The 18,299-nt window shown below is 74.9% G+C and carries 14 protein-coding genes; 11 read left to right on the top strand and 3 right to left on the bottom strand.

The annotated features are described in order from the left end of the window. Positions 1-54 precede the first annotated feature (54 nt). Positions 55-1,443 carry an MFS transporter gene (locus DT076_RS04815; protein ID WP_158548045.1) on the top strand — a complete coding sequence of 463 codons (1,389 nt, stop codon included), beginning with the start codon at positions 55-57 and terminating at the stop codon, positions 1,441-1,443. A gap of 13 nt (positions 1,444-1,456) precedes the next feature. On the opposite strand, the gene DT076_RS04810 is transcribed toward DT076_RS04815, so the two are convergent. Next, the gene (locus tag DT076_RS04810; RefSeq protein ID WP_114125496.1) at positions 1,457-2,503 is read right to left on the bottom strand and encodes a glycoside hydrolase family 172 protein; all 1,047 of its coding nucleotides are present in this window, start codon (positions 2,501-2,503) and stop codon (positions 1,457-1,459) included. Between the two features lie 132 nt (positions 2,504-2,635). Here DT076_RS04810 and DT076_RS04805 point away from each other — a divergent pair, with 132 nt between their 5' ends. Continuing rightward, complete coding sequence (locus DT076_RS04805) at positions 2,636-3,490, top strand: serine hydrolase (RefSeq protein ID WP_158548044.1); 855 nt, start codon at positions 2,636-2,638, stop codon at positions 3,488-3,490. Here the strand turns inward: DT076_RS04805 and DT076_RS04800 are convergent. Further along, the gene (locus DT076_RS04800) at positions 3,465-4,823 is read right to left on the bottom strand and encodes a M20/M25/M40 family metallo-hydrolase (RefSeq protein ID WP_114125670.1); all 1,359 of its coding nucleotides are present in this window, start codon (positions 4,821-4,823) and stop codon (positions 3,465-3,467) included. The two genes, DT076_RS04805 and DT076_RS04800, sit on opposite strands and share 26 nt — an antisense overlap. Positions 4,824-4,986: 163 nt before the next feature. Here DT076_RS04800 and DT076_RS04795 point away from each other — a divergent pair, with 163 nt between their 5' ends. From DT076_RS04795 to DT076_RS04770, 6 genes are read left to right on the top strand one after another with little or no spacing between them, the layout of a single operon-like run. After that, a complete protein-coding gene (locus DT076_RS04795) occupies positions 4,987-6,798 on the top strand; it encodes an ABC transporter substrate-binding protein (RefSeq protein ID WP_114125494.1) in 1,812 nt (603 codons plus the stop codon). Continuing rightward, positions 6,795-7,817: an ABC transporter permease gene (locus DT076_RS04790; protein ID WP_233493642.1), complete on the top strand. Its 1,023-nt coding sequence runs from the start codon at positions 6,795-6,797 to the stop codon at positions 7,815-7,817. The genes DT076_RS04795 and DT076_RS04790 overlap by 4 nt, the downstream gene beginning before the upstream one ends. Next, positions 7,814-8,713 (top strand): ABC transporter permease, encoded by a 900-nt coding sequence (locus DT076_RS04785; RefSeq protein WP_114125493.1) that lies wholly within the window; start codon positions 7,814-7,816, stop codon positions 8,711-8,713. Before DT076_RS04790 ends, DT076_RS04785 begins: the two co-directional genes overlap by 4 nt. Continuing rightward, positions 8,713-10,407, top strand: coding sequence for a dipeptide ABC transporter ATP-binding protein (locus DT076_RS04780; RefSeq protein WP_114125492.1), 1,695 nt, complete (start codon positions 8,713-8,715; stop codon positions 10,405-10,407). Before DT076_RS04785 ends, DT076_RS04780 begins: the two co-directional genes overlap by 1 nt. Then, positions 10,404-11,336 carry a S66 peptidase family protein gene (locus DT076_RS04775; protein WP_114125491.1) on the top strand — a complete coding sequence of 311 codons (933 nt, stop codon included), beginning with the start codon at positions 10,404-10,406 and terminating at the stop codon, positions 11,334-11,336. The genes DT076_RS04780 and DT076_RS04775 overlap by 4 nt, the downstream gene beginning before the upstream one ends. Then, on the top strand, positions 11,333-11,980 hold the full coding sequence (locus DT076_RS04770; protein WP_114125490.1) for an SIS domain-containing protein: 648 nt from the start codon (positions 11,333-11,335) through the stop codon (positions 11,978-11,980). The genes DT076_RS04775 and DT076_RS04770 overlap by 4 nt, the downstream gene beginning before the upstream one ends. 25 nt (positions 11,981-12,005) lie before the next feature. Here DT076_RS04770 and DT076_RS04765 read toward each other — a convergent pair whose 3' ends face one another. After that, entirely contained in the window at positions 12,006-12,536 is a 531-nt protein-coding gene (locus DT076_RS04765) for an AMIN-like domain-containing (lipo)protein (protein WP_114125489.1), read from the bottom strand. Positions 12,537-12,752: 216 nt separating this feature from the next. Between DT076_RS04765 and DT076_RS04760 the strand changes: the two genes are divergently transcribed. The 3 genes from DT076_RS04760 to DT076_RS04750 all read left to right on the top strand — a co-directional run bounded on the left by DT076_RS04760 (position 12,753) and on the right by DT076_RS04750 (position 18,224). Next, positions 12,753-14,981, top strand: coding sequence for an outer membrane protein assembly factor BamB family protein (locus DT076_RS04760; RefSeq protein WP_147264054.1), 2,229 nt, complete (start codon positions 12,753-12,755; stop codon positions 14,979-14,981). A gap of 40 nt (positions 14,982-15,021) precedes the next feature. After that, complete coding sequence (locus tag DT076_RS04755; RefSeq protein ID WP_114125487.1) at positions 15,022-16,800, top strand: DEAD/DEAH box helicase; 1,779 nt, start codon at positions 15,022-15,024, stop codon at positions 16,798-16,800. A 254-nt stretch (positions 16,801-17,054) separates the two neighbouring features. Next, on the top strand, positions 17,055-18,224 hold the full coding sequence (locus tag DT076_RS04750; RefSeq protein ID WP_114125486.1) for an ROK family transcriptional regulator: 1,170 nt from the start codon (positions 17,055-17,057) through the stop codon (positions 18,222-18,224). The last annotated feature ends 75 nt before the right edge of the window (positions 18,225-18,299 follow it).

Here is an 18,299-nt window from a genome sequence, read left to right as displayed (position 1 = left end):
GCTGGAGGTGCTGCGATGGGCCCCGCACCGCACGAACCCCCGAACGGATCCCGCATGACCGACCAGCTCACCCGCCCCGCCCTGGACCGCCGCGCCCTCGGCGTCGGGCTCTGCATCGGCGTGGTCGCGATCGCCTTCGAGTCGGTCTCGGTGGCCACCGCCATGCCGCGGGCCGCGGAGGACCTCGACGGCGTGCGCTACTACGCCTGGACCTTCTCCCTCTTCGTCATCGGCATGCTGCTGGCCACCGTGGTCGCCGGCCGGCTGGCCGACCGGGTCGGTCCGCTGCGGCCGCTGGCCGGCGGCATGGTCGTCTTCGCGATCGGGCTGGTGGTGGCCGGAGCCGCGCCGACCTTCGTCCAGCTCGCCGCGGGCCGGCTGGTGCAGGGACTCGGCGCCGGGGCGCTCAACCTCGGGCTGTTCGTCGTCATCGCCCGCGCCTACGACGACCGCGGCCGGGCCCGGATGATGACCTGGATCTCCTCGGCGTGGGTGGTGCCGGCCTTCGTCGGCCCTCCGGTGGCGGCCTGGGTGACCACCACCCTGAGCTGGCACTGGGTGTTCTTCGGGGTGCTGCCGCTGGTGGTGCTGGCGGCCGTGCTCGGGTTGCCGACGCTGCTCCGGCTGCAGGCCAGCGGCGTCCTCGACGGTGACCCGGATGCGCGTCCGGTGCCGCTGTGGGCGGCCGGGGTGGTGGCGCTGGCCGCGGCGGCGGTGCAGCTGGCGGGGCAGCGCGCGGCCGACGGTGACCGCGACTGGATCACGGTGGCGGTCGCGCTGGCGGGTCTGGTCGGTCTCGGGCTGGCCCTGCCGGCGCTGATGCCGACCGGCTTCTGGCGCTTCCGCACCGGGCTGCCGACGGTGGTCTGGGCCCGGCTGCTGGTGGCGGGCTCCTTCTTCGGCGCCGAGGCGTTCGTGCCGCTGATGCTGGTCCGCACCCGCGAGCTCGACCTGGTGCTCGCCGGGGCGGCGCTGACGGTGGGCGCGGTGGGTTGGTTCACCGGCTCCTGGCTGCAGTCGCGCTCGTGGGTGCGGCTGGCCCGCCACCAGCTCATCACCACCGGCGCGCTGTGCGTGGTGGCCGGTCTGGGTGTCACCGCGCTCGTCGGCGCCCGCACCGAGCTCTGGTTCGGGCTGGTCGGACCGGCCTGGGTGGTGGTCGGGCTCGGCATGGGGCTGATGATGTCGAGCACCTCGGTGGCGATGATGACCCTCAGCCCGGTCGTGGAGCAGGGCCGCAACTCCTCCTCCCTGCAGGTGGGGGAGGCGGTCGGCAACGCGGTGCTGGCGGGCACGGCCGGCACCGTCTTCGCGCTGCTGCTGGCGCCCGGTGCCGAGCCGACCGCCTTCGGGGCCGTCTTCACCGTGATGACGGTGGCCGCCGGCGTCGGCGCGGTGCTGTCGCTGCGGATCGGTGCGATCCGCCCGCCCGCCTCCTCCTGACGCGCCGGTCCGCTCAGACCGCCAGGGCGTCCACGTCGGGCAGCTCGGGGCGGGTGGTCGTGGGTACGTCGAGGTAGCACAGGGCCAGCGAGGCGATGTCGTCGCGCAGCGGCAGGTAGCGGTGGCCCGACTTCCACCCGAGCGCCTGGATGTCGACCCGCAGGTCGCTCTCGAAGGTGATCGGGTCGGGCACGTGCCAGCGGTACATCCCGAACCGCTGCTGGCTGTCGTAGAGCCCGTCGGGACGGATCACCTGCGGCATCCCGAGGAAGGGGGTGCTGAACTCGGTGTAGCCCCGGCCGGGCACGTCGAAGTTCCAGGCGCCGCCGAAGTAGTCCTCGGTGCCGGTGCTGGCGATGGTCGGGTCGGTGTCGCCGTCCAGGTGGAACTTCACCTCGCCCTCGCCCCACCAGCCGTTGGAGTTGACGCCCCAGGCCAGGTAGGTGCCGACGTAGTGCCCGCGGCCGGTGACCTCGAGGATCGGGTGGGTGGTCAGCTCGGGCAGCGGGTTGCTGCGCCGGAACTGGGCGTGCAGGTAGCCGGTGCCCTCGACGTCGCCGCCGACCTCGTAGTCGAGCTGGTAGTAGACGACCGCCGGCTCGGTGCCGAGGTTCTCCAGCGTCAGCCGCGCCGAGCCGGCGAAGGGCATCGGCCAGTAGGAGTTGAACCCGCCGTGGGGGTTGGTCGCCACCATCTGCGAGGACACCTGGGCGAAGCGGCCCCAGCCCTGGGCGAAGAAGTCGCCCACCGGGGTCTCCACCGCCGGCTCGTCGGCGCCGTCCCAGTACGCGCGCAGCACCAGCGAGCGCCAGTGGCGGGTGTGGGTGGTCATCCAGATGTGGGTGATCCGGCCCGGCTCGTCGATGCGGCCCAGCTCGTGGGTCTGCCCGGCCGCGATCTCGACCGACGGTGACACCTTCCAGCCCCGGCCCAGCTCGCGGGCCGCGTGAGCGCCGGTGCCCTCGGTGGCCCGGGCGGCGCCGCCCTTGGCGCCGTCGGGGTTCTCGGGGCAGATCGAGCGGGACCGGGTGCGGCGCAGCCGCGCGACGTCGGGGAACACTCCAGCTCCTTCGGTGGACGGCCCGGGACCGCGGTCGGCGCCGGTGCCGACCCCCAGCAGACCAGACCCCGGACGACACCGCCAGCACCCGGGCCGCCTGCGGACGCCGGCCGGACCTGCCAGGCTGGGCCGGTGACCACCGGAACGCTGCCACCGCTGCCCGAGGACGTCCGCTGGTCGGTGTGCCTCCGCGAGGTCGCGACCTCGCGGGTGCTCGCAGCGCACGCGCCGGAGCAGGTGCTGCGGACCGCGAGCGTCGGCAAGGTGTTCCTGCTGCTCGAGGTGGCCCGCCGGCTGGAGGCCGGCGAGCTCGACCCCGACGAACCGCTCAGCCCGGCACCCGACGAGACCGTCGCCGACTCCGGGCTGTGGTACCTGATGCGCACCGACACCCTCGGCGTCGACGACCTGTGCTGGCTGGTCGGCGGCTTCAGCGACAACCTCGCCACCAACGTGCTGCTCCGCCGGGTCGGCCTGGACGCCGTCACCACCCTCACCCGCTCGCTGGGCGTGCACCGCAGCGCCCTGCTCGACCGGGTGCGGGAGGACCGCGGCCCGCAGCACCCGCCGACGCTGTCGGTGGGGTGTGCCGAGGAGCTCTCGGAGCTGCTGGCCCGGCTGCACCGTGGTGAGCTCGTCTCGGCGGCGGTCAGCGCCCGGGTGCGCGGCTGGCTGGCGGCCAACGCCGACCTGTCCATGGTGGCCTCGGCCTTCGGGCTGGACCCGCTGGCCCACGGCGAGCCCGACCGCGGGGTCCTGCTGGTCAACAAGACCGGCACCATCTCCACCGTCCGCGTCGACGTCGGCGTGGTCACCGGACCGGAGGGGTCGGTGGCCTGGGCGGTGCAGGCCGACTGGCAGGAAGCCCCCCGTGACCCGCGCGGAGAGGTGCTGGCGGTGATGGCCGAGATCGGACGCCGGGTGGCCGACCTCGTCGGCGTCCCGGCCGTGCCCGCCGGGCTCAGACCCGCTCGAGGAAGCGGGTGAGCACCCGCGTCCCGCCGACCAGGGAGGCCACCGGCACCCGCTCGTCCACCCCGTGCACCCCGCCGGGAGTACGACCGGCGGGGTCGAGGGTGAGCGGGGAGAAGCCGTAGCAGGCGATGCCGAGGCTGCTGAACGCCTTGGCGTCGGTGCCACCGCCCAGGCACCCGGGCACGACCACCGTGCCCGGCGTCTCCGCGGTCACGGCCTCGACCATGGCCGCGAACCACGGCCCGTCCAACGGGGCCTGCACCGGCGGCTCGAAGACGGTGTGCTCCAGCTCGACCCGGTCGCCGACCAGCTCGGGCAGCCGCGCCACCACCTGGTCGAGGTAGCCCGGCGGGCAGCGCACGTCCACCTCCGCGCTGGCGGTGCCCGGGATGACGTTGACCTTGTAGCCGGCCTGCAGCACCGTCGGGGTGGTGGCGGCCCGGACGGTGTAGCGGGCGGCGTCGACCGCGGGCCCGAGCAGCTCCAGCGCCCGCTCCACCCCGGCGTCGTCGTCCAGGTCGACCGGGTGCCCGAGCGCCTCGGCGGTGCCGGCCAGCTGGGCCCGCACCAGCGGCGAGAGGTGGATCGGCCACCGGTGGTGCCCGATCCGGTGCAGGGCGTCGACGAGGGCGAGCACCGCGTTGTCCTCGTGCGGGCGTGAGCCGTGCCCGGACGTCCCGCGGGCGGTCAGCCGGACGTGCAGGGTGCCCCGTTCCCCGGCGGCCACCCGGGCCAGCCGCACCCGGTGCCCGTCACGGTGCGGCCACTCCTCGACCATCCCGCCGGACTCGCCGATCGCCGCCTCCACCCCGGTGAAGAGCCCGGCGTGCTGCTCGACCAGCCAGCGGGCCCCGAAGCGGCCGTCGGTCTCCTCGTCGGCGACGAAGGCCACCACCACGTCGCGGCGCGGACGCCGGCCGCTGCGGCCCCAGTCCAGCAGCACCGCCAGGGTGGCCGCGGCCATGTCCTTCATGTCGGCCGCACCCCGGCCCCACACATGGCCGTCGGCGACGACGCCGGCGAAGGGCGGCACGCTCCACTGCTCGGGCTCGGCGGGGACCACGTCGAGGTGGGCGTGCACCAGCAGGGCGGGCAGGGTGCGGTCCCGCCCGGTCACCCGCAGCACCACGCTGGCCCGCTCCGGCGCGTCGTCGGGGGCGATCAGCAGCGGCTCCCAGCCGACCTCCTGGAGCCGCCCGACCAGCCAGCGGGCGCAGTCCAGCTCACCTTCGGCGTCGCCGGGGGAGCGGTTGGTGGTGTCGAAGGCGATCAGCCGGCGGAGCAGCCCGACCACCTCCGGCTCGGCGGAGGCGTCGGGGACGCGCGGGAGCGATGCGGAACACATGTCGCGGGCCACTGTGCTGCAGATCCGCCCCGTTGGCGAGCAGTGGCGTCCGGCGGCGAGATGAATGTCAAGGTTGGGTTACGTATCCCGTTGTGGTCATTGACACGTCAGGACCGGGCTGCTTGGTTCGTGCCGTCCGGGAACCCCGACGGAACGAGGAGAGATGGGCAGCTCGATGGTGCGTCGCGTCCGCGGCGCGATGGGTGTGCTGGTGGCCGCCGTGCTGGCGCTCGGGGTGCTGGTGGCGCCGGCCCCGGCCTCCGCCGAGCCCGCCGCCGCCCCGCGGATCAAGGTGGCGCTGACCAGCGACATCGACACCTTCAACCCGTTCCTGGCCATCCTCGCCTCGAGCACCGACATCCTGCGCTTCCAGTACGAGCCGCTGGTGGTGTGGGGTCCCGACAACGAGATCGCGCCCGGGCTGGCCGAGAGCTGGGAGTCCTCGGAGGACGCCCGCACCTGGACCTTCACCGTCCCCGAGGGGCGGCTGTGGTCCGACGGCCAGCCGCTGACGTCGGACGACGTGGCCTGGACCTTCCAGCAGGTGATCGACAACGACGCGCTGCAGCAGGCCAACGGCGGTCTGGTGGAGAACGTGGAGAGCGTCACCGCCCCGGACCCGCAGACCGTGCAGATCCAGCTCACCGCGCCCCAGGCGTCCAACCCCGGCGCCGAGCTGCCGATCGTCCCGCGCCACGTCTGGGAGGGCGTCGACGCCGCCACCTACGCCAACGACACCGACACGGTGGGCTCGGGCCCGTTCGTCATCGAGTCCGCCACCACCGGGCAGTCGGTGGAGATGGCGGCCAACCCGCACTTCTGGCGCGGGGCGCCGAAGGTGTCGGGGATCACCTGGGTGGTCTACCGCAACAGCGACGCCGCGGTGCAGGGGCTGCGGGCCGGTGAGATCGACGTCCTCAACGGCCTCACCCCGGCGCAGTTCCAGTCCCTGGAGGGCCAGCCGGGCATCACCACCAACTCCGGCGCGGGACGCCGCTACCAGTCGATCGCCATCAACCCCGGCGCCATCGACGCCGAGGGCAACCCGATGGGCGACGGCAACCCCGCCCTGCGCGACCCGGTGCTGCGGGAGGCGATCTTCACCGCCATCGACCGGCAGGCGCTGCTCGACACCGTCCGCCAGGGCCTCGGCGTGCCCGGCCAGACCGAGGTGCCCAGCGTCTACGCCGACTACTTCGGCTTCGCCCCCGGCTACCAGGCCTGGCCCTTCGACCCGGCCGCGGCCAACCAGATGCTGGACGAGGCCGGCTACGAGCGGGGCCCGGACGGCATCCGGCTCGACCAGGACGGTGAGCCGCTGCGGCTGCGGCTGATGGGCCGCAACACCGACGCCTCGCACCAGCAGATGGCCGACTTCATCGGGCCGTGGCTGGCCGACATCGGCATCGCCACCGACGTGATGATGGTGCAGCCGAACCAGGTCAACGACGACTCCACCCTCGGCAACTACGACCTGTACTTCACCGGCTGGGGGATCGGGCCCGACCCCGACTTCCAGCTCTCCATCAACACCTGCGCCTCCCGGCCCAACGCCGACGGCTCGGGGGCGACGAGTGAGAACAACTGGTGCAGCCCGGAGTTCGACGAGCTCTACGCCGCCCAGCACGCCGAGCTCGACCCCGGACGCCGCGCCGAGCTGGTCAAGGAGGCCTTCTCGGTGCTGTACGCGGCGGCGGTCAACATGCCGATCTACTACGCCGACACGCTGGAGGCCTACCGCAGCGACCGGTTCACCGGGTTCGTCACCCAGCCCACCGAGGGCGGGGTCATCCTCAGCCAGAACGCCTACTGGGGTCTGTACGGCGCCGAGCCGGTGGTCGCCGAGGAGGCCGGCGCTGAGGACGGCGGTCTGCCGGCTGGTGCCTGGGTGGCCATCGCGGTGGTCGTGGTGGCCGGGGCTGCGGGTGTCCTGATCGCGATCCGGCGCCGCGGCGGCGCCGACGACCGCGAGTGACGCTCGCGGAGTCGACGCCGGCGCTGGAGGAGGAGCAGCCCCGCGGCTCGACCCTGGGCCGCTACCTGGCCTGGAAGGGCGGCGGGGCCGCGATCAGCCTGGTGATGGTGGTGGTGCTCGGGTTCTTCGCCTTCCGGGTGCTGCCCGGTGACCCGGCGATCAACCTCACCCGCGGCCGCCGGGTCAGCGCCGCGGAGGTCGAGCGGCTGCGCGAGGAGCTGGGGCTGAACGACCCGCTGCCGTGGCAGTTCGTCTCCTACCTCGGCGACCTGCTGCGCGGCGACCTGGGCGTCTCCTACGTCTACAACCGCAGCGTCGGCGCGCTGATCCTCGAGGGTCTCGGCCCGACCGTCCTGCTCACCGGGTCGGCGGCGCTGGTCTCGATCGTGCTCGGGCTGTGGCTGGGGCAGAAGGCGGCCTGGACGCGGGGCAGCCTGTTCGACCGGTCCCAGACCGGGCTGGCGCTGGTGTTCTGGTCGGTGCCGACCTTCTGGCTGGGGCTGATCCTGCTGCTGGTCTTCAGCGGCGGGTTCGGCTGGTTCCCCAGCGGCGGCATGGTCACCGCCGGCACCGACCTGCGCGGGCTGGCGCTGGTGCTCGACGTGGCCCACCACCTGGTGCTGCCCGTGCTCACCATGGTCGCAGTGGTCTACGCCCAGTACCTGATGGTGATGCGGGCCTCGGTGCTGGAGGAGATGACCTCGGACTACCTGACCACCGCACGGGCCAAGGGCCTGCGGGAGGACCTGGTGCGCACCCGGCACGCGGTGCCCAACGCCCTGCTGCCCACGGTCACCCTGATCTTCCTCACCATCGGCGGGCTGGTCGGTGGCGCGGTCACGGTGGAGACGGTGTTCTCCTGGCCGGGGCTGGGCTACCTCACCTTCCAGGGCCTCAGCGCCCCCGACCTGCCGCTGCTGCAGGGCACCTTCGTGGTCTTCTCCTCGATCGTCATCGTGATGAACTTCGTCGCCGAGCTGGTCTACCGGGTCCTCGACCCGCGGCTGAGGTCGTCGTGACGGCCCCCGCCTCCCCGGTCTCGGTGGTCCGGGCCCGTCGACGGGCCCGCGCGGCCGGGCTGTGGCGCGAGTTCGTGGCCACCCGGTCCGGGCTGGTCGGGCTGCTGGTGCTGGCGGTCGTCATCGTGCTGGCGCTGCTGGCCCCGCTGCTGGTGCCGATCGAGACCCTCGACGTCACCCGGGTCACCGCCGGGATCAACGAGCCGCCGAGCGCGGCCCACCCGCTGGGCACCGACCCCTCGGGCCGCGACGTGCTCGGGATGCTGCTGTGGGGCGCCCGGGTCTCGCTGCTGGTCGGCTTCTCCGCGACCGCGGTCTCGATGCTCATCGGCACCGCGGTCGGGATGGCGGCCGGGCACTTCTCCGGTCTCACCCAGGCCGTGATCATGCGGGTGATCGACTTCTTCCTGGTGGTGCCCAGCCTGGTGCTGGCGATCGTGCTGTCGGCGGTGCTCTCGCGGGGGCTGTGGACGATCGTCATCGCGATCGGCGTCACCAGCTGGGCCGCCACCGCCCGGGTGGTGCGCTCCCAGACGCTGACCATCGAGGCCCGGCCCTACATCGAGCGGGCCCGGGCGCTGGGCGGCGGGCACCTGCACGTGCTGGGCCGCCACGTGCTGCCCGCGGTGATGCCGCTGGTGTTGGCCAACACCACCCTGACCGTCGGCTCGGCGGTGATCGCGGAGTCGACGCTGTCCTTCCTCGGGCTGGGTGACGCCACCCAGTTCTCCTGGGGCTCGATGCTCAAGCGGGCCCTCGACACCGGCGCCGCGACGGCCGGGTTCTGGTGGTTCGTGCTGCCGCCCGGGCTGGCGATCGTGCTCGTGGTGCTGTGCTTCACGCTGGTCGGCCGGGCCCTGGAGGCCGTGCTCAACCCGACACTGAGGGGGCGCTGATGACGCCGACGGCGGCGCCCGCGCTGGAGTGGCGCGGGGTGACGATCGGCTACCGGCGTCCCGGTGAGCCGGAGCTGGTGGCGGTGGACGACGTCAGCCTGCGGGTCGGCCGCGGGGAGACCCTCGGGCTGGCGGGGGAGTCCGGCTGCGGCAAGTCCACCCTGGCGATGTCGGTGCTCCGGCTGCTGCCGCGTTCCTCCCGGCTGGAGGGGGAGGTGCTGGTGCACGGCGAGGACGTCGCCGCGATGTCGTGGGGCCGGTTGCGCGCGGTGCGCTGGACCGAGGCGGCGATCGTCTTCCAGGGGGCGATGCACTCGCTCAACCCGGTGCGCACGGTGCGCTGGCAGATCCTCGAGGCGCTGGAGCTGCACGCCGACCGCGGCGGCAGCGCGGAGAGCCGGCAGGCCCGGGTGGCCGAGCTGCTCGGCCTGGTCGACCTGCCGGTGGCCCGCGCCGACGCCTACCCCCACGAGCTGTCCGGTGGGCAGAAGCAGCGGGTGATGATCGCGATGGCGCTGGCCTGCGACCCCGACGTCATCATCGCCGACGAGCCGACCACCGCCCTCGACGTGGTGGTCCAGGCGCAGGTGCTGGACGTCCTCAGCGCCCTGGTCCGCGAGCGCGGGCTGACGCTGGTGATGATCAGCCACGACCTGTCGGTGCTGGCCGCGGTCTGCGAGCGCATCGTGGTGATGCGTCACGGCCGGGTCGTCGAGCAGGGCCCGTCGGAGCGCATCCTCACCGCCCCCGAGCACGAGCACACCCGTGAGCTGGCCGCCGCCTTCCCCGTCATCGGCGACCCGGCCTCCCGCCGGGTGGTCGGCCGCGTCGCCAGCCGCGACGCCCTCGACGCCCAGCGCACCGAGCCCACCCCCCAGCGCCCTGAGCCTGTCGAAGGGCGATCACCCGACCCCGCCGACCCACCCCTGCTCGAGGTCCGCGACCTGGTGGTCGACTTCCGCTCCCGCGGCCGCGCGGTGCGCGCGGTCGACTCGGTGTCGCTGCAGTGCCGCCGCGGCGAGATCGTCGCGCTGGTCGGGCAGTCCGGGTCGGGCAAGACCACCCTGGCCCGCAGCGTGCTCGGCCTGCAGCGCCCCACCTCGGGCACGGTGCTGCACCGCGGTCACCCGCTGCCGACCGACCGGGCCGGGCTCAAGGCCTACCGCCGGGCCGTGCAGTTCGTGCTGCAGGACCCCTCGGCCTCGCTCAACCCCAAGCACACCGTCTACCAGGCGGTGGCCGAGGGGGTGCAGATCCACCGGCTGCCCGGGGACGAGGCCGAGCACGTGGCCGAGGCGCTGCGCCGGGCCGAGCTGAACCCGCCGGAGGCGTTCTTCGGCCGGCTGCCCCAGGAGCTCTCCGGCGGGCAGCGGCAGCGGGTGGTGATCGCCGGCGCGCTGGCCCTGCAGCCGACCTTCCTGGTGGCCGACGAGCCGGTGGCCAGCCTGGACGCCTCGGTGCGCGGTGAGGTGCTGGCCCTGCTGCTGGAGCTGCAGCGCGACCTCGACCTCGGTGCGCTGGTGATCACCCACGACCTGGGGCTGGCCTGGAACATCGCCGACCGGGTGGTGGTGATGCACCAGGGCCGGCTGGTCGAGGAGGGCTCCGTCGAGCAGGTGCTGCTCGACCCCCGGCACGCCTACACCCAGAGCCTGCTGCGGGTGGTGCCGTCCCGGCTGGGCAGCCGGCCGTGAACGCGCGCGTGCTGGCCCCGCTGCGTCCGGGGTCGCGGGTGGCGCTGGTGGCCCCGTCCGGCCCTCTGGAGCCCGGACGCCTGGAACGCGCGGTCGGGCTGCTGCGCGGCTGGGGGCTGGAGCCGGTGCCGTTCCCCAGCACCACCGCCGCCCACCCGCGGGCGTCCTACCTGGCCGGCAGCGACGAGCAGCGCGCCGCCGACCTGCAGCAGGCCTGGTGCGACCCCGGGTACGCCGCGGTGTTCTGCGTGCGCGGCGGCTACGGCGCGGTCCGCGTCCTGGACCGGCTGGACGTCGGGGCGATGCGCGCCGCGGAGCCGAAACCGCTGTTCGGCAGCTCCGACGTCACCGCCCTGCACGAGTGGTTCGCCGAGCGGCTCGGCGTGCCCACCTGGTTCTCGCCGATGGTCGCCACCGGCGCGCTGCTGGACGACGAGGCGGCCACCGCCGACCTGCGCCGGGCGGTGGTCGGCCCCGCCGGCCCGCGCACCTGGACGTCCCCGGCCGCGGCGACGCTGGTGCCCGGGGTGGCCGAGGGCAGGCTGGTCGGCGGCAACCTCAGCCTGCTGGCGATGACGCTTGGCGCCCGCGGCCGGCCCGTCCCCGACCACACCGGGTGCATCGTCCTGCTCGAGGACGTCACCGAGGAGACCTACCGCCTCGACGGCTACCTGCAGGCGCTGCTGCGCGCCGGCTGGTTCTCCCGCGTCGCCGGGATCGCGCTGGGCGGCTGGTACGCCTGCAGCCCGCTGGCCGAGATCCGCGCGCTGGCGCTGGAGCTGCTGGCCCCGCTCGGGGTGCCGCTGGTGGAGGAGCTCGGCTTCGGCCACGGCCCCGGCGCGCACACCCTGCCGCTGGGCGTCGCCGGCCGGCTGGTGGCCGACGACCGCCCCCGGCTCGAGGTGGACGTCGGGGACGGGTCGCGGTGACCACCGAACCGGTCCGGGCCCCGCGGTCCTCCCGGCTGCTCAAGCAGCGGCTGGTGCAGGCCTACCGGCGCGACGTTGCCGCCGGTCTGGACTGGCTGGCCGAGGACCCGTCCCTGGAGGCGGTGGCCGCCCGGATCACCGGCGCCCGCCGCCGGTTCGTGCTCGGTGCGGCGACCTCCTTCACCCACGCCTCGCTGCTGGCGGCCAAGCTCAGCGCCGCGCTGGCCCAGGTCACCCTGGTCGACGGCACCATCGTGCGCCCGCTCGACATCCTCAGCGACGTCCGCGACAGCGACGTGCTGATCGTGGTCTCGCTGCGCCGCTGGCGCCGCTACACCGTCGACAACGCGCTGCCCTTCGCCCGGGCCGGCGGCTCGCTGCTGGTCATCACCGACGCCGCCGACCACCCGCTGCTGGCCTCCGCCGCCGAGGCGGTCGTCATCGACACCGGCGCCGGTGACCCGTTCGCCGGGCTGAGCGCGGACGTCCGCGCCCACCCGGAGTCGCCGGAGGTCTCCCCGGTGGTGGTCAGCCTGGTGATCGACGTGCTGGCCACCCTGGCCAGCGCCAGCGCGAAGGGGTCGAACCGCCGGCTCGCCGAGCGCGAACGGCTGGCCTCGGAGCTCGGTCTCTACCTGGAGTGACCGGGCCGACGGCCCGACCCGCGGCTCACCACCGGTGCGCGACGTCGATCACCAGCCGGCTGCCGGTGCCCGGACCGTCCAGCTCGAACACCCGCATGGGCAGCCGCGCCCGGACGCCGAGCCCGATGGTCGTGCGCCCCTCGAAGGTGCCGGCGAAGCGGACCTGGCGGAAGGTGTCGTAGCCGCTGACGTCGGCCAGGGCACCGACCCGGAACGAGCGTCCCCAGGCGGCGACGTCGACCTCGATGTCGGCGGCTCCCCGCAGCGGGACGACGGACCCGCTGCCCGGCGCGTGGACGGTGCCGTAGCGCACGTCGTAGCCGACGCCGCGGCGGTCCAGGTCGAGCACCAGCCGGTCGAAGCAGGCGTGCCGCCCCGTGCGGACCTGCTCGATGTCGTTGGGCGTGAAGGTGCGGTCCACCTCCGGCAGCGAGCCCCAGGTGACCGAGCACCCCGCGGCCTCCGCCGTCTCCAGGGCGACCCCCGCCGGGGCCAGCCCCAGCACCGCCGCACACGCTCCTGCTGCTGCGAGCCGACGCAGCGTCCTCGTCCCCATCCGAACCACCCCCGCACTCCCTAGGATGTGACGTAGATCACGCTAAGCCGTGTCGCCGCGGGCGCGGCTGGGAACGGGAGAAGCAACGACGAAGAACAGGCTGAGCCCGGCGCGGCGCGCGCAGCCCGGGCCGTTCACCTCGGTGTCAGCCGGCGTTGGCGCCGTCGTCCGCCACGGCCCGGTCGGGAGTCACCTGAGCGGAGCAGGGTGTGGCGGGTGAGCACCGACCCCGCCCCCGCGACGTCCACCCCGCTCGAGCCCGCCGGTGCCCGGCTGGGCCGCCGTGGCTTCCTCGGCCTGGCCGGCGCCGGCGGTCTGCTCGGTCTGGCCGGTGGGCTCGGCACGGCTCCGGCCGCCGCCCACGCCGAGACCGGGTCGCTGCGGTTCGTGGTGCTCACCGACACCCACGCCGACGTCGACGTGCCGACCAACCTCGACAACCTGCGCCGGGTGTTCACCGCGGTCGAGGCCGAGCAGCCGGCGTTCGTGCTCAACTGCGGCGACATCACCGAGTACGGCGCCGTCTCGGAGTACGACGCCTACCGCGCCACCGTGCCCGACACGCTGTGGCCGCTGCTGCAGCACGTGCCCGGCAACCACGAGGCCCGCTGGGACCCCACCGCCGGGGCGGCCTACCGGGCGGTCTTCGGTCCGCCCAGCTTCTCCTTCACCGCGGGCGGTCCGGAGAGAGGGGGGCTGCACGTGGTCGGTCTCGACCCGACCCAGGTGCTGCAGGAGCCGGGGCTGTTCGGCCCGGACCTGCTGCGGTGGCTCGCCGACGACCTGGCCGCCGTCCCCGCCGGCACCCCCAGCCTGCTCTTCCTGCACTACCCGCTGGGTGGGCGCAACCTCTACGTCAACGACACCGAGGCGCTGCTTAAGACGATCGAGCCGTTCGACGTCCGCGGCGTCTTCGCCGGGCACGTGCACCGCGAGGAGGTCACCCGGTTCAACGGGCTGACCCAGGTGACCGGACGCGCCACCAAGGGCAACCCGGTCTACTACCGCGTCGAGCGGGTCGAGGACGCCACCGGCCCGGTGCTGCGGGTGGCCCGGGTGGAGGTGGCCCCCGACGGCAGCACCCGCGCCACCGCCTACGCCGTCATCCCGCTCGCCGACCCGGCCGCCGACCTCGGCCCGCTGCGGCCCCGCGTCCGCGCGGACGGCGACCGGTTCACCCTCACCGTGCCGGCGCTGCGCGGCGTGCAGGAGGTGGGTGCGCGGATCTACCCGCAGGGCGTCTTCGGCGGCACCGACGACACCCCGCCCACCCCGCTGCGGCGTCGCGGCCGCGGGCTGTTCTCCGGCGAGCTGGCCGCCGGCGCCCTGCCCGCCGGGACGCACCGGGTGCAGGTGCAGGCCCGGGCCGCCGACGGGCGGCTGTGGGAGACCACCGTCCCGGTCGAGCGGGGCGGCCAGGAGGACCTCCCGGTGCTCTGGTCGCACCGGGTCGGCGGCCGCGTGCAGGGGGCGCTCGCCCTGGTCGGCGACCTCGTCGTCGCCGCCAGCAGCTCCGGCGCGGTGGAGGCGCTGCGGCCCACCGCCGACGGCCCCCACCCGGTCTGGCGCCGCCGCCTCGGCCCGGTCTACCGCGGGCCGGCCCCCAGCGCCGACCAGTCGACCCTGCTGGTGCCCTCGGCCGACGCCGCCCTGCACGCCCTCGACGCCGCCACCGGCGAGGAGCGCTGGCGGGCCGACCTCGGCGTGCCGGTGCTCTCCGCGCCGCTGGTGGCCGAGGTCGACGGCGCCGAGACGGTGCTCATCGCCGCCGGACCGACGCTGTTCTGCCTCGACCCGGGAGGCCGCGTCCGCTGGCAGGCCCCGGTGCCGGTGATGTCGGCCGGCCGGGTGGCCTGCGACGGCGAGCTGGTCGTGGTCGGCGCCGGTGACGGGCGCGCGTACGCCCACGACGCCCGCACCGGTGAGCGGCGCTGGTCCTTCGACACCACCACCCGCACCACCGCCTACACCCGGCTGATCTACGGCCCCTGGGACGACACGGTCGAGCTGCTGCCCGACGGCGGCGTGCTGGTCTCCACCGTGGCCGCGGCCATCGCGCTGGACCGCCGCACCGGCGTCGAACGCTGGCGTCGCGCCGGCAGCCACGTCTACACCCCGTCGCTGCTGCTCGGCGACGACGCGCTGCTGGTGGTCGACGAGCGCGGGCTGGCCGCTCTGCTCGACCCGGCCGACGGCACGGTCCGCTGGACGCTGGCGACCGCGCCGCGGGCGTTCAACGCCGGACCGGTGCTGTCGGAGGACGGCCGCACCGCGTGGCTGGTCGGGGTCGCCGGGCTGCTCACCGAGATCGACCTGACCACCGGGACGGCCACCCGCCGGCGTCAGCTGTTCACCGCCAACACCTTCTCCACCCCGGTCCGGGTGGGGGAGCTGCTGCTGGTCGGGGCCCAGGACGGGTCGGTGCACGCGGTCGACCTCGGCTGAGCGTCCGGCGCCGTCCGTCCCCGGCACTACAGTGGGGCCAGTGACACCCCGGCACCCCGACCCCAGGAACGTCGAGCGCGCCCACCCCGACCGGCTGCCCCCGGCCTTCCCCGACCGGGCCGCGTGGGGCACCGTCACCAAGCTGCGGGCCTGGCAGCAGGCCGCGCTCGACCTCTACCACCGCGACGAGCCCAAGGACTTCCTCGCCGTCGCCACCCCCGGCGCGGGCAAGACCTCCTTCGCCCTGCACCTGGCCGCCGACCTCATCAACCGGCGGGTGGTCAACCAGGTCGTGGTGGTGGCCCCGACCGAGCACCTGAAGACGCAGTGGGCCGAGGCCGCAGCGCGGATCGGACTGGCCATCGACCCGGCCTTCGGCACCCGGCAGGGCGGCACCAGCAGCGAGTACCAGGGCTTCGCGCTCACCTACGCGGGGGTGGCGGTCAACCCCAACGCGCTGCGGATCCGGGTGGAGCGCACCAAGACCCTGGTCGTGCTCGACGAGATCCACCACGCCGGGGACGCCCGCAGCTGGGGTGAGGCGGTCCGTGAGGCCTTCGACCCGGCCACCCGCCGACTCGCCCTGACCGGCACCCCGTTCCGCTCCGACAGCACCCCGATCCCGTTCGTGCGCTACGAGCACGACGGCACCGGCCACCTGCGCTCACGCGCGGACTACACCTACGGCTACGGCGAGGCGCTGGCCGACGGCATCGTCCGGCCGGTGCTGTTCATGGCCTACAGCGGTGAGATGTCGTGGCGGACCCGGGCCGGGGACGAGATCGCCGCCCGGCTCGGCGGCCCGCTCACCAAGGACCTCGCCGCGCAGGCGCTGCGCACCGCGCTCGACCCGCACGGCTCCTGGGTGCCGGCGGTGCTGCAGGCCGCCGACACCCGCCTCACCGAGGTCCGCTCCGGCGTCCCGGACGCCGGGGGTCTGGTGATCGCCACCGACCAGACCAGCGCGCGGGCCTACGCCGCCATGCTGCGCCAGATCTCGGGCGAGGAGCCGGTGGTCGTGCTCAGCGACGAGCCGGGCAGCAGCGAGCGGATCAGCGATTTCGCCGCCGGCCGCCAGCGCTGGATGGTGGCGGTGCGGATGGTCTCCGAAGGCGTGGACGTCCCCCGGCTGGCGGTCGGGGTGTACGCCACCACCACGATGACCCCGCTGTTCTTCGCCCAGGCCGTGGGCCGCTTCGTCCGCGCCCGGGCCAAGGGCGAGACCGCCTCGGTGTTCGTGCCCAGCGTCTCCGCACTGCTCGGCTACGCCGCCGAGATGGAGGTCGAGCGCGACCACGCCCTCAAGGTGGCCACCCGCACCGAGGAGATCGAGCTCGACGAGATCGACGAGGCGGTGCACGACGAGCCGGACGCCGACCTCGAGGCCGGCGAGTTCGCCGCGCTGGCCAGCGAGGCCGACTTCGACCGGGTGCTATTCGACGGCGGCGAGTACGGCCTGGGCGGGGCGTCCGGCTCGGTCGACGAGGCCGACTACCTGGGCCTGCCCGGGCTGCTCGAGCCCGAGCAGGTGCGCGACCTGCTGCAGCGCCGCCAGGCCGAGCAGCTGGCCCGCGGCGCCAGCCCCCAGGAGCAGGAGCGCCAGCAGGCCCAGGCCACCCACCAGAGGCTGCGCGAGCTGCGCAAGGAGCTCAACGGCCTGGTCGGTGCCTGGCACCACCGCACCGGCGAGCCGCACGGGGTCATCCACAACGCCCTGCGCGAGGCCTGCGGCGGTCCGCTCACCGCCACCGCCGACGCCGACCAGCTGCAGGCCCGCATCGACCGCATCCGCCAGTGGGCCGTCACCCGCGCCAGCTGACCCGCCCGAAGCCCTGACCCCGACGCGCTGCCCACCCGCAACGCCCTGAGCCTGTCGAAGGGCGATCACCCACCCAGGGCGTCCCAGCGCTGCTGGTCGGTGCACAGCAGCAGCAGGTTCGACCGGGCACCGGGTCCCGGGGGACGGCGCGGCAGCGTTCTGCCGGATCCGGCGCCGATCCCTTCAGGACGGTCGACGCCGGCGCCCCGGGCCGGGAGATTGACACCTCCGACCCCTGCTGCTGTCCTCTCCTGGTGCCAGCCGACCGCCGCAGCGGGGCGTCGCCCAGGGAGCTGCACCGCGCGCAGGTGGTCGAGCGGCTGCGCCACCGTGGCCGGACCAGCCGGGCCGAGCTGGTCGAGGCCACCGGGCTCTCCCGCGACACCGTCTCCGGGCTGGTCGCCGAGCTGCTGGCCGACGGTGAGGTGGTGGTGGCCCCGGGGCAGCCGCGCACCGACGCCGGCGGCGGGCGGCCGCCGCAGCACCTCACGCTCAACCCCGCCGCCGGCGTGCTGCTCGGGCTGGACTTCGGCCACCGGCGGGTGCTGATGGTGCTGGTCGACGCGGCCCACGAGGTGGTCGGCTGGCGGCGGCGCACCTACCCCCCGGGGACCAGCTGGCCCGAGCGCTGCACGGTGGCGCTGACCGCGGTGGAGGAGCTGCTGGCCGAGGATCCCGCCGGACGCCCGCTCGCCGGCTGCGGCGTCGGGGTGCCCGGGGGCACGGTGCAGCGCGCCGACGTGCTGGCCACCATCCGCGCCCGGGTGAGCGCGGCGCTGGACGTCCCGGTGCGCACCGACAACAACGCCCGGCTGGCGGGGCTGGCCGAGGCCACCTGGGGTGCGGCGCGGGGGATCGCCGACGTCGCCTACCTGCGGCTGTCAGCGGGGGTGGGTGGGGCGCTGGTGCTCGGCGGACGGATCCGCACCGGCAGTCACGACCTGGGCGGTGAGCTCGGCCACGTCTGCGTCGACCCCGCCGGCCCGGTCTGCCGCTGCACCAAGCGCGGCTGCCTGGAGGCCCACGTCCGGCTCGAGCAGGTGCTCGCCGACACCGGCTGCCACTCGCTGCCCGAGCTGCGCAGCCGGGTGGCGGCCGGCGAGGAGGCCGTCTGCGCCGTGGTGGCGCGGGCGGGCCGCCGGGTGGGCGGGGTGCTGGCCGCGGTCGGCACCGCGCTCGACCTGCACCACTTCGTGCTCGCGGGAGAGCTCGTCGTCCTCGGCGAGGCGCTGCTGGAGCCGGTCCGCGACACCCTGCGCGCCCAGCTCGGGCTGGGCGCGAGCGCGCAGCAGGACGGCCAGGGCACGTCCGCGGCGCAGGTGGTGCCGGCCCAGCTCGGCGACCAGGCCGGCGCGCTGGGGGCGATCGCCCTGCTGCTCGGCGACCCCGGGATCGACCTGACCCCCGCCGGCACCGGGGTCTGAGCCGACGCCGCCGGCGCCCGGTCGACGTTCTGCCGGGTCCGGCCCGCTTTCCGACAGAACCGTTGCCGCGTCCGC

Source organism: Desertihabitans brevis (genome assembly GCF_003327535.1).
Taxonomy (GTDB): Bacteria; Actinomycetota; Actinomycetes; order Propionibacteriales; family Propionibacteriaceae; genus Desertihabitans; species Desertihabitans brevis.
This window is presented reverse-complemented; position numbering and strand designations above follow the sequence as displayed.

Excerpts from the sequence above, each read along its gene's own strand:
- DT076_RS04815 (WP_158548045.1), top strand. The coding sequence starts at position 55 with ATGACCGACCAGCTCACCCGCCCCGCCCTGGACCGCCGCGCCCTCGGC.
- DT076_RS04765 (WP_114125489.1), bottom strand. The coding sequence starts at position 12,536 with ATGGGGACGAGGACGCTGCGTCGGCTCGCAGCAGCAGGAGCGTGTGCG.
- DT076_RS04795 (WP_114125494.1), top strand. The coding sequence starts at position 4,987 with ATGGGCAGCTCGATGGTGCGTCGCGTCCGCGGCGCGATGGGTGTGCTG.
- DT076_RS04800 (WP_114125670.1), bottom strand. The coding sequence starts at position 4,823 with ATGTGTTCCGCATCGCTCCCGCGCGTCCCCGACGCCTCCGCCGAGCCG.
- DT076_RS04780 (WP_114125492.1), top strand. The coding sequence starts at position 8,713 with ATGACGCCGACGGCGGCGCCCGCGCTGGAGTGGCGCGGGGTGACGATC.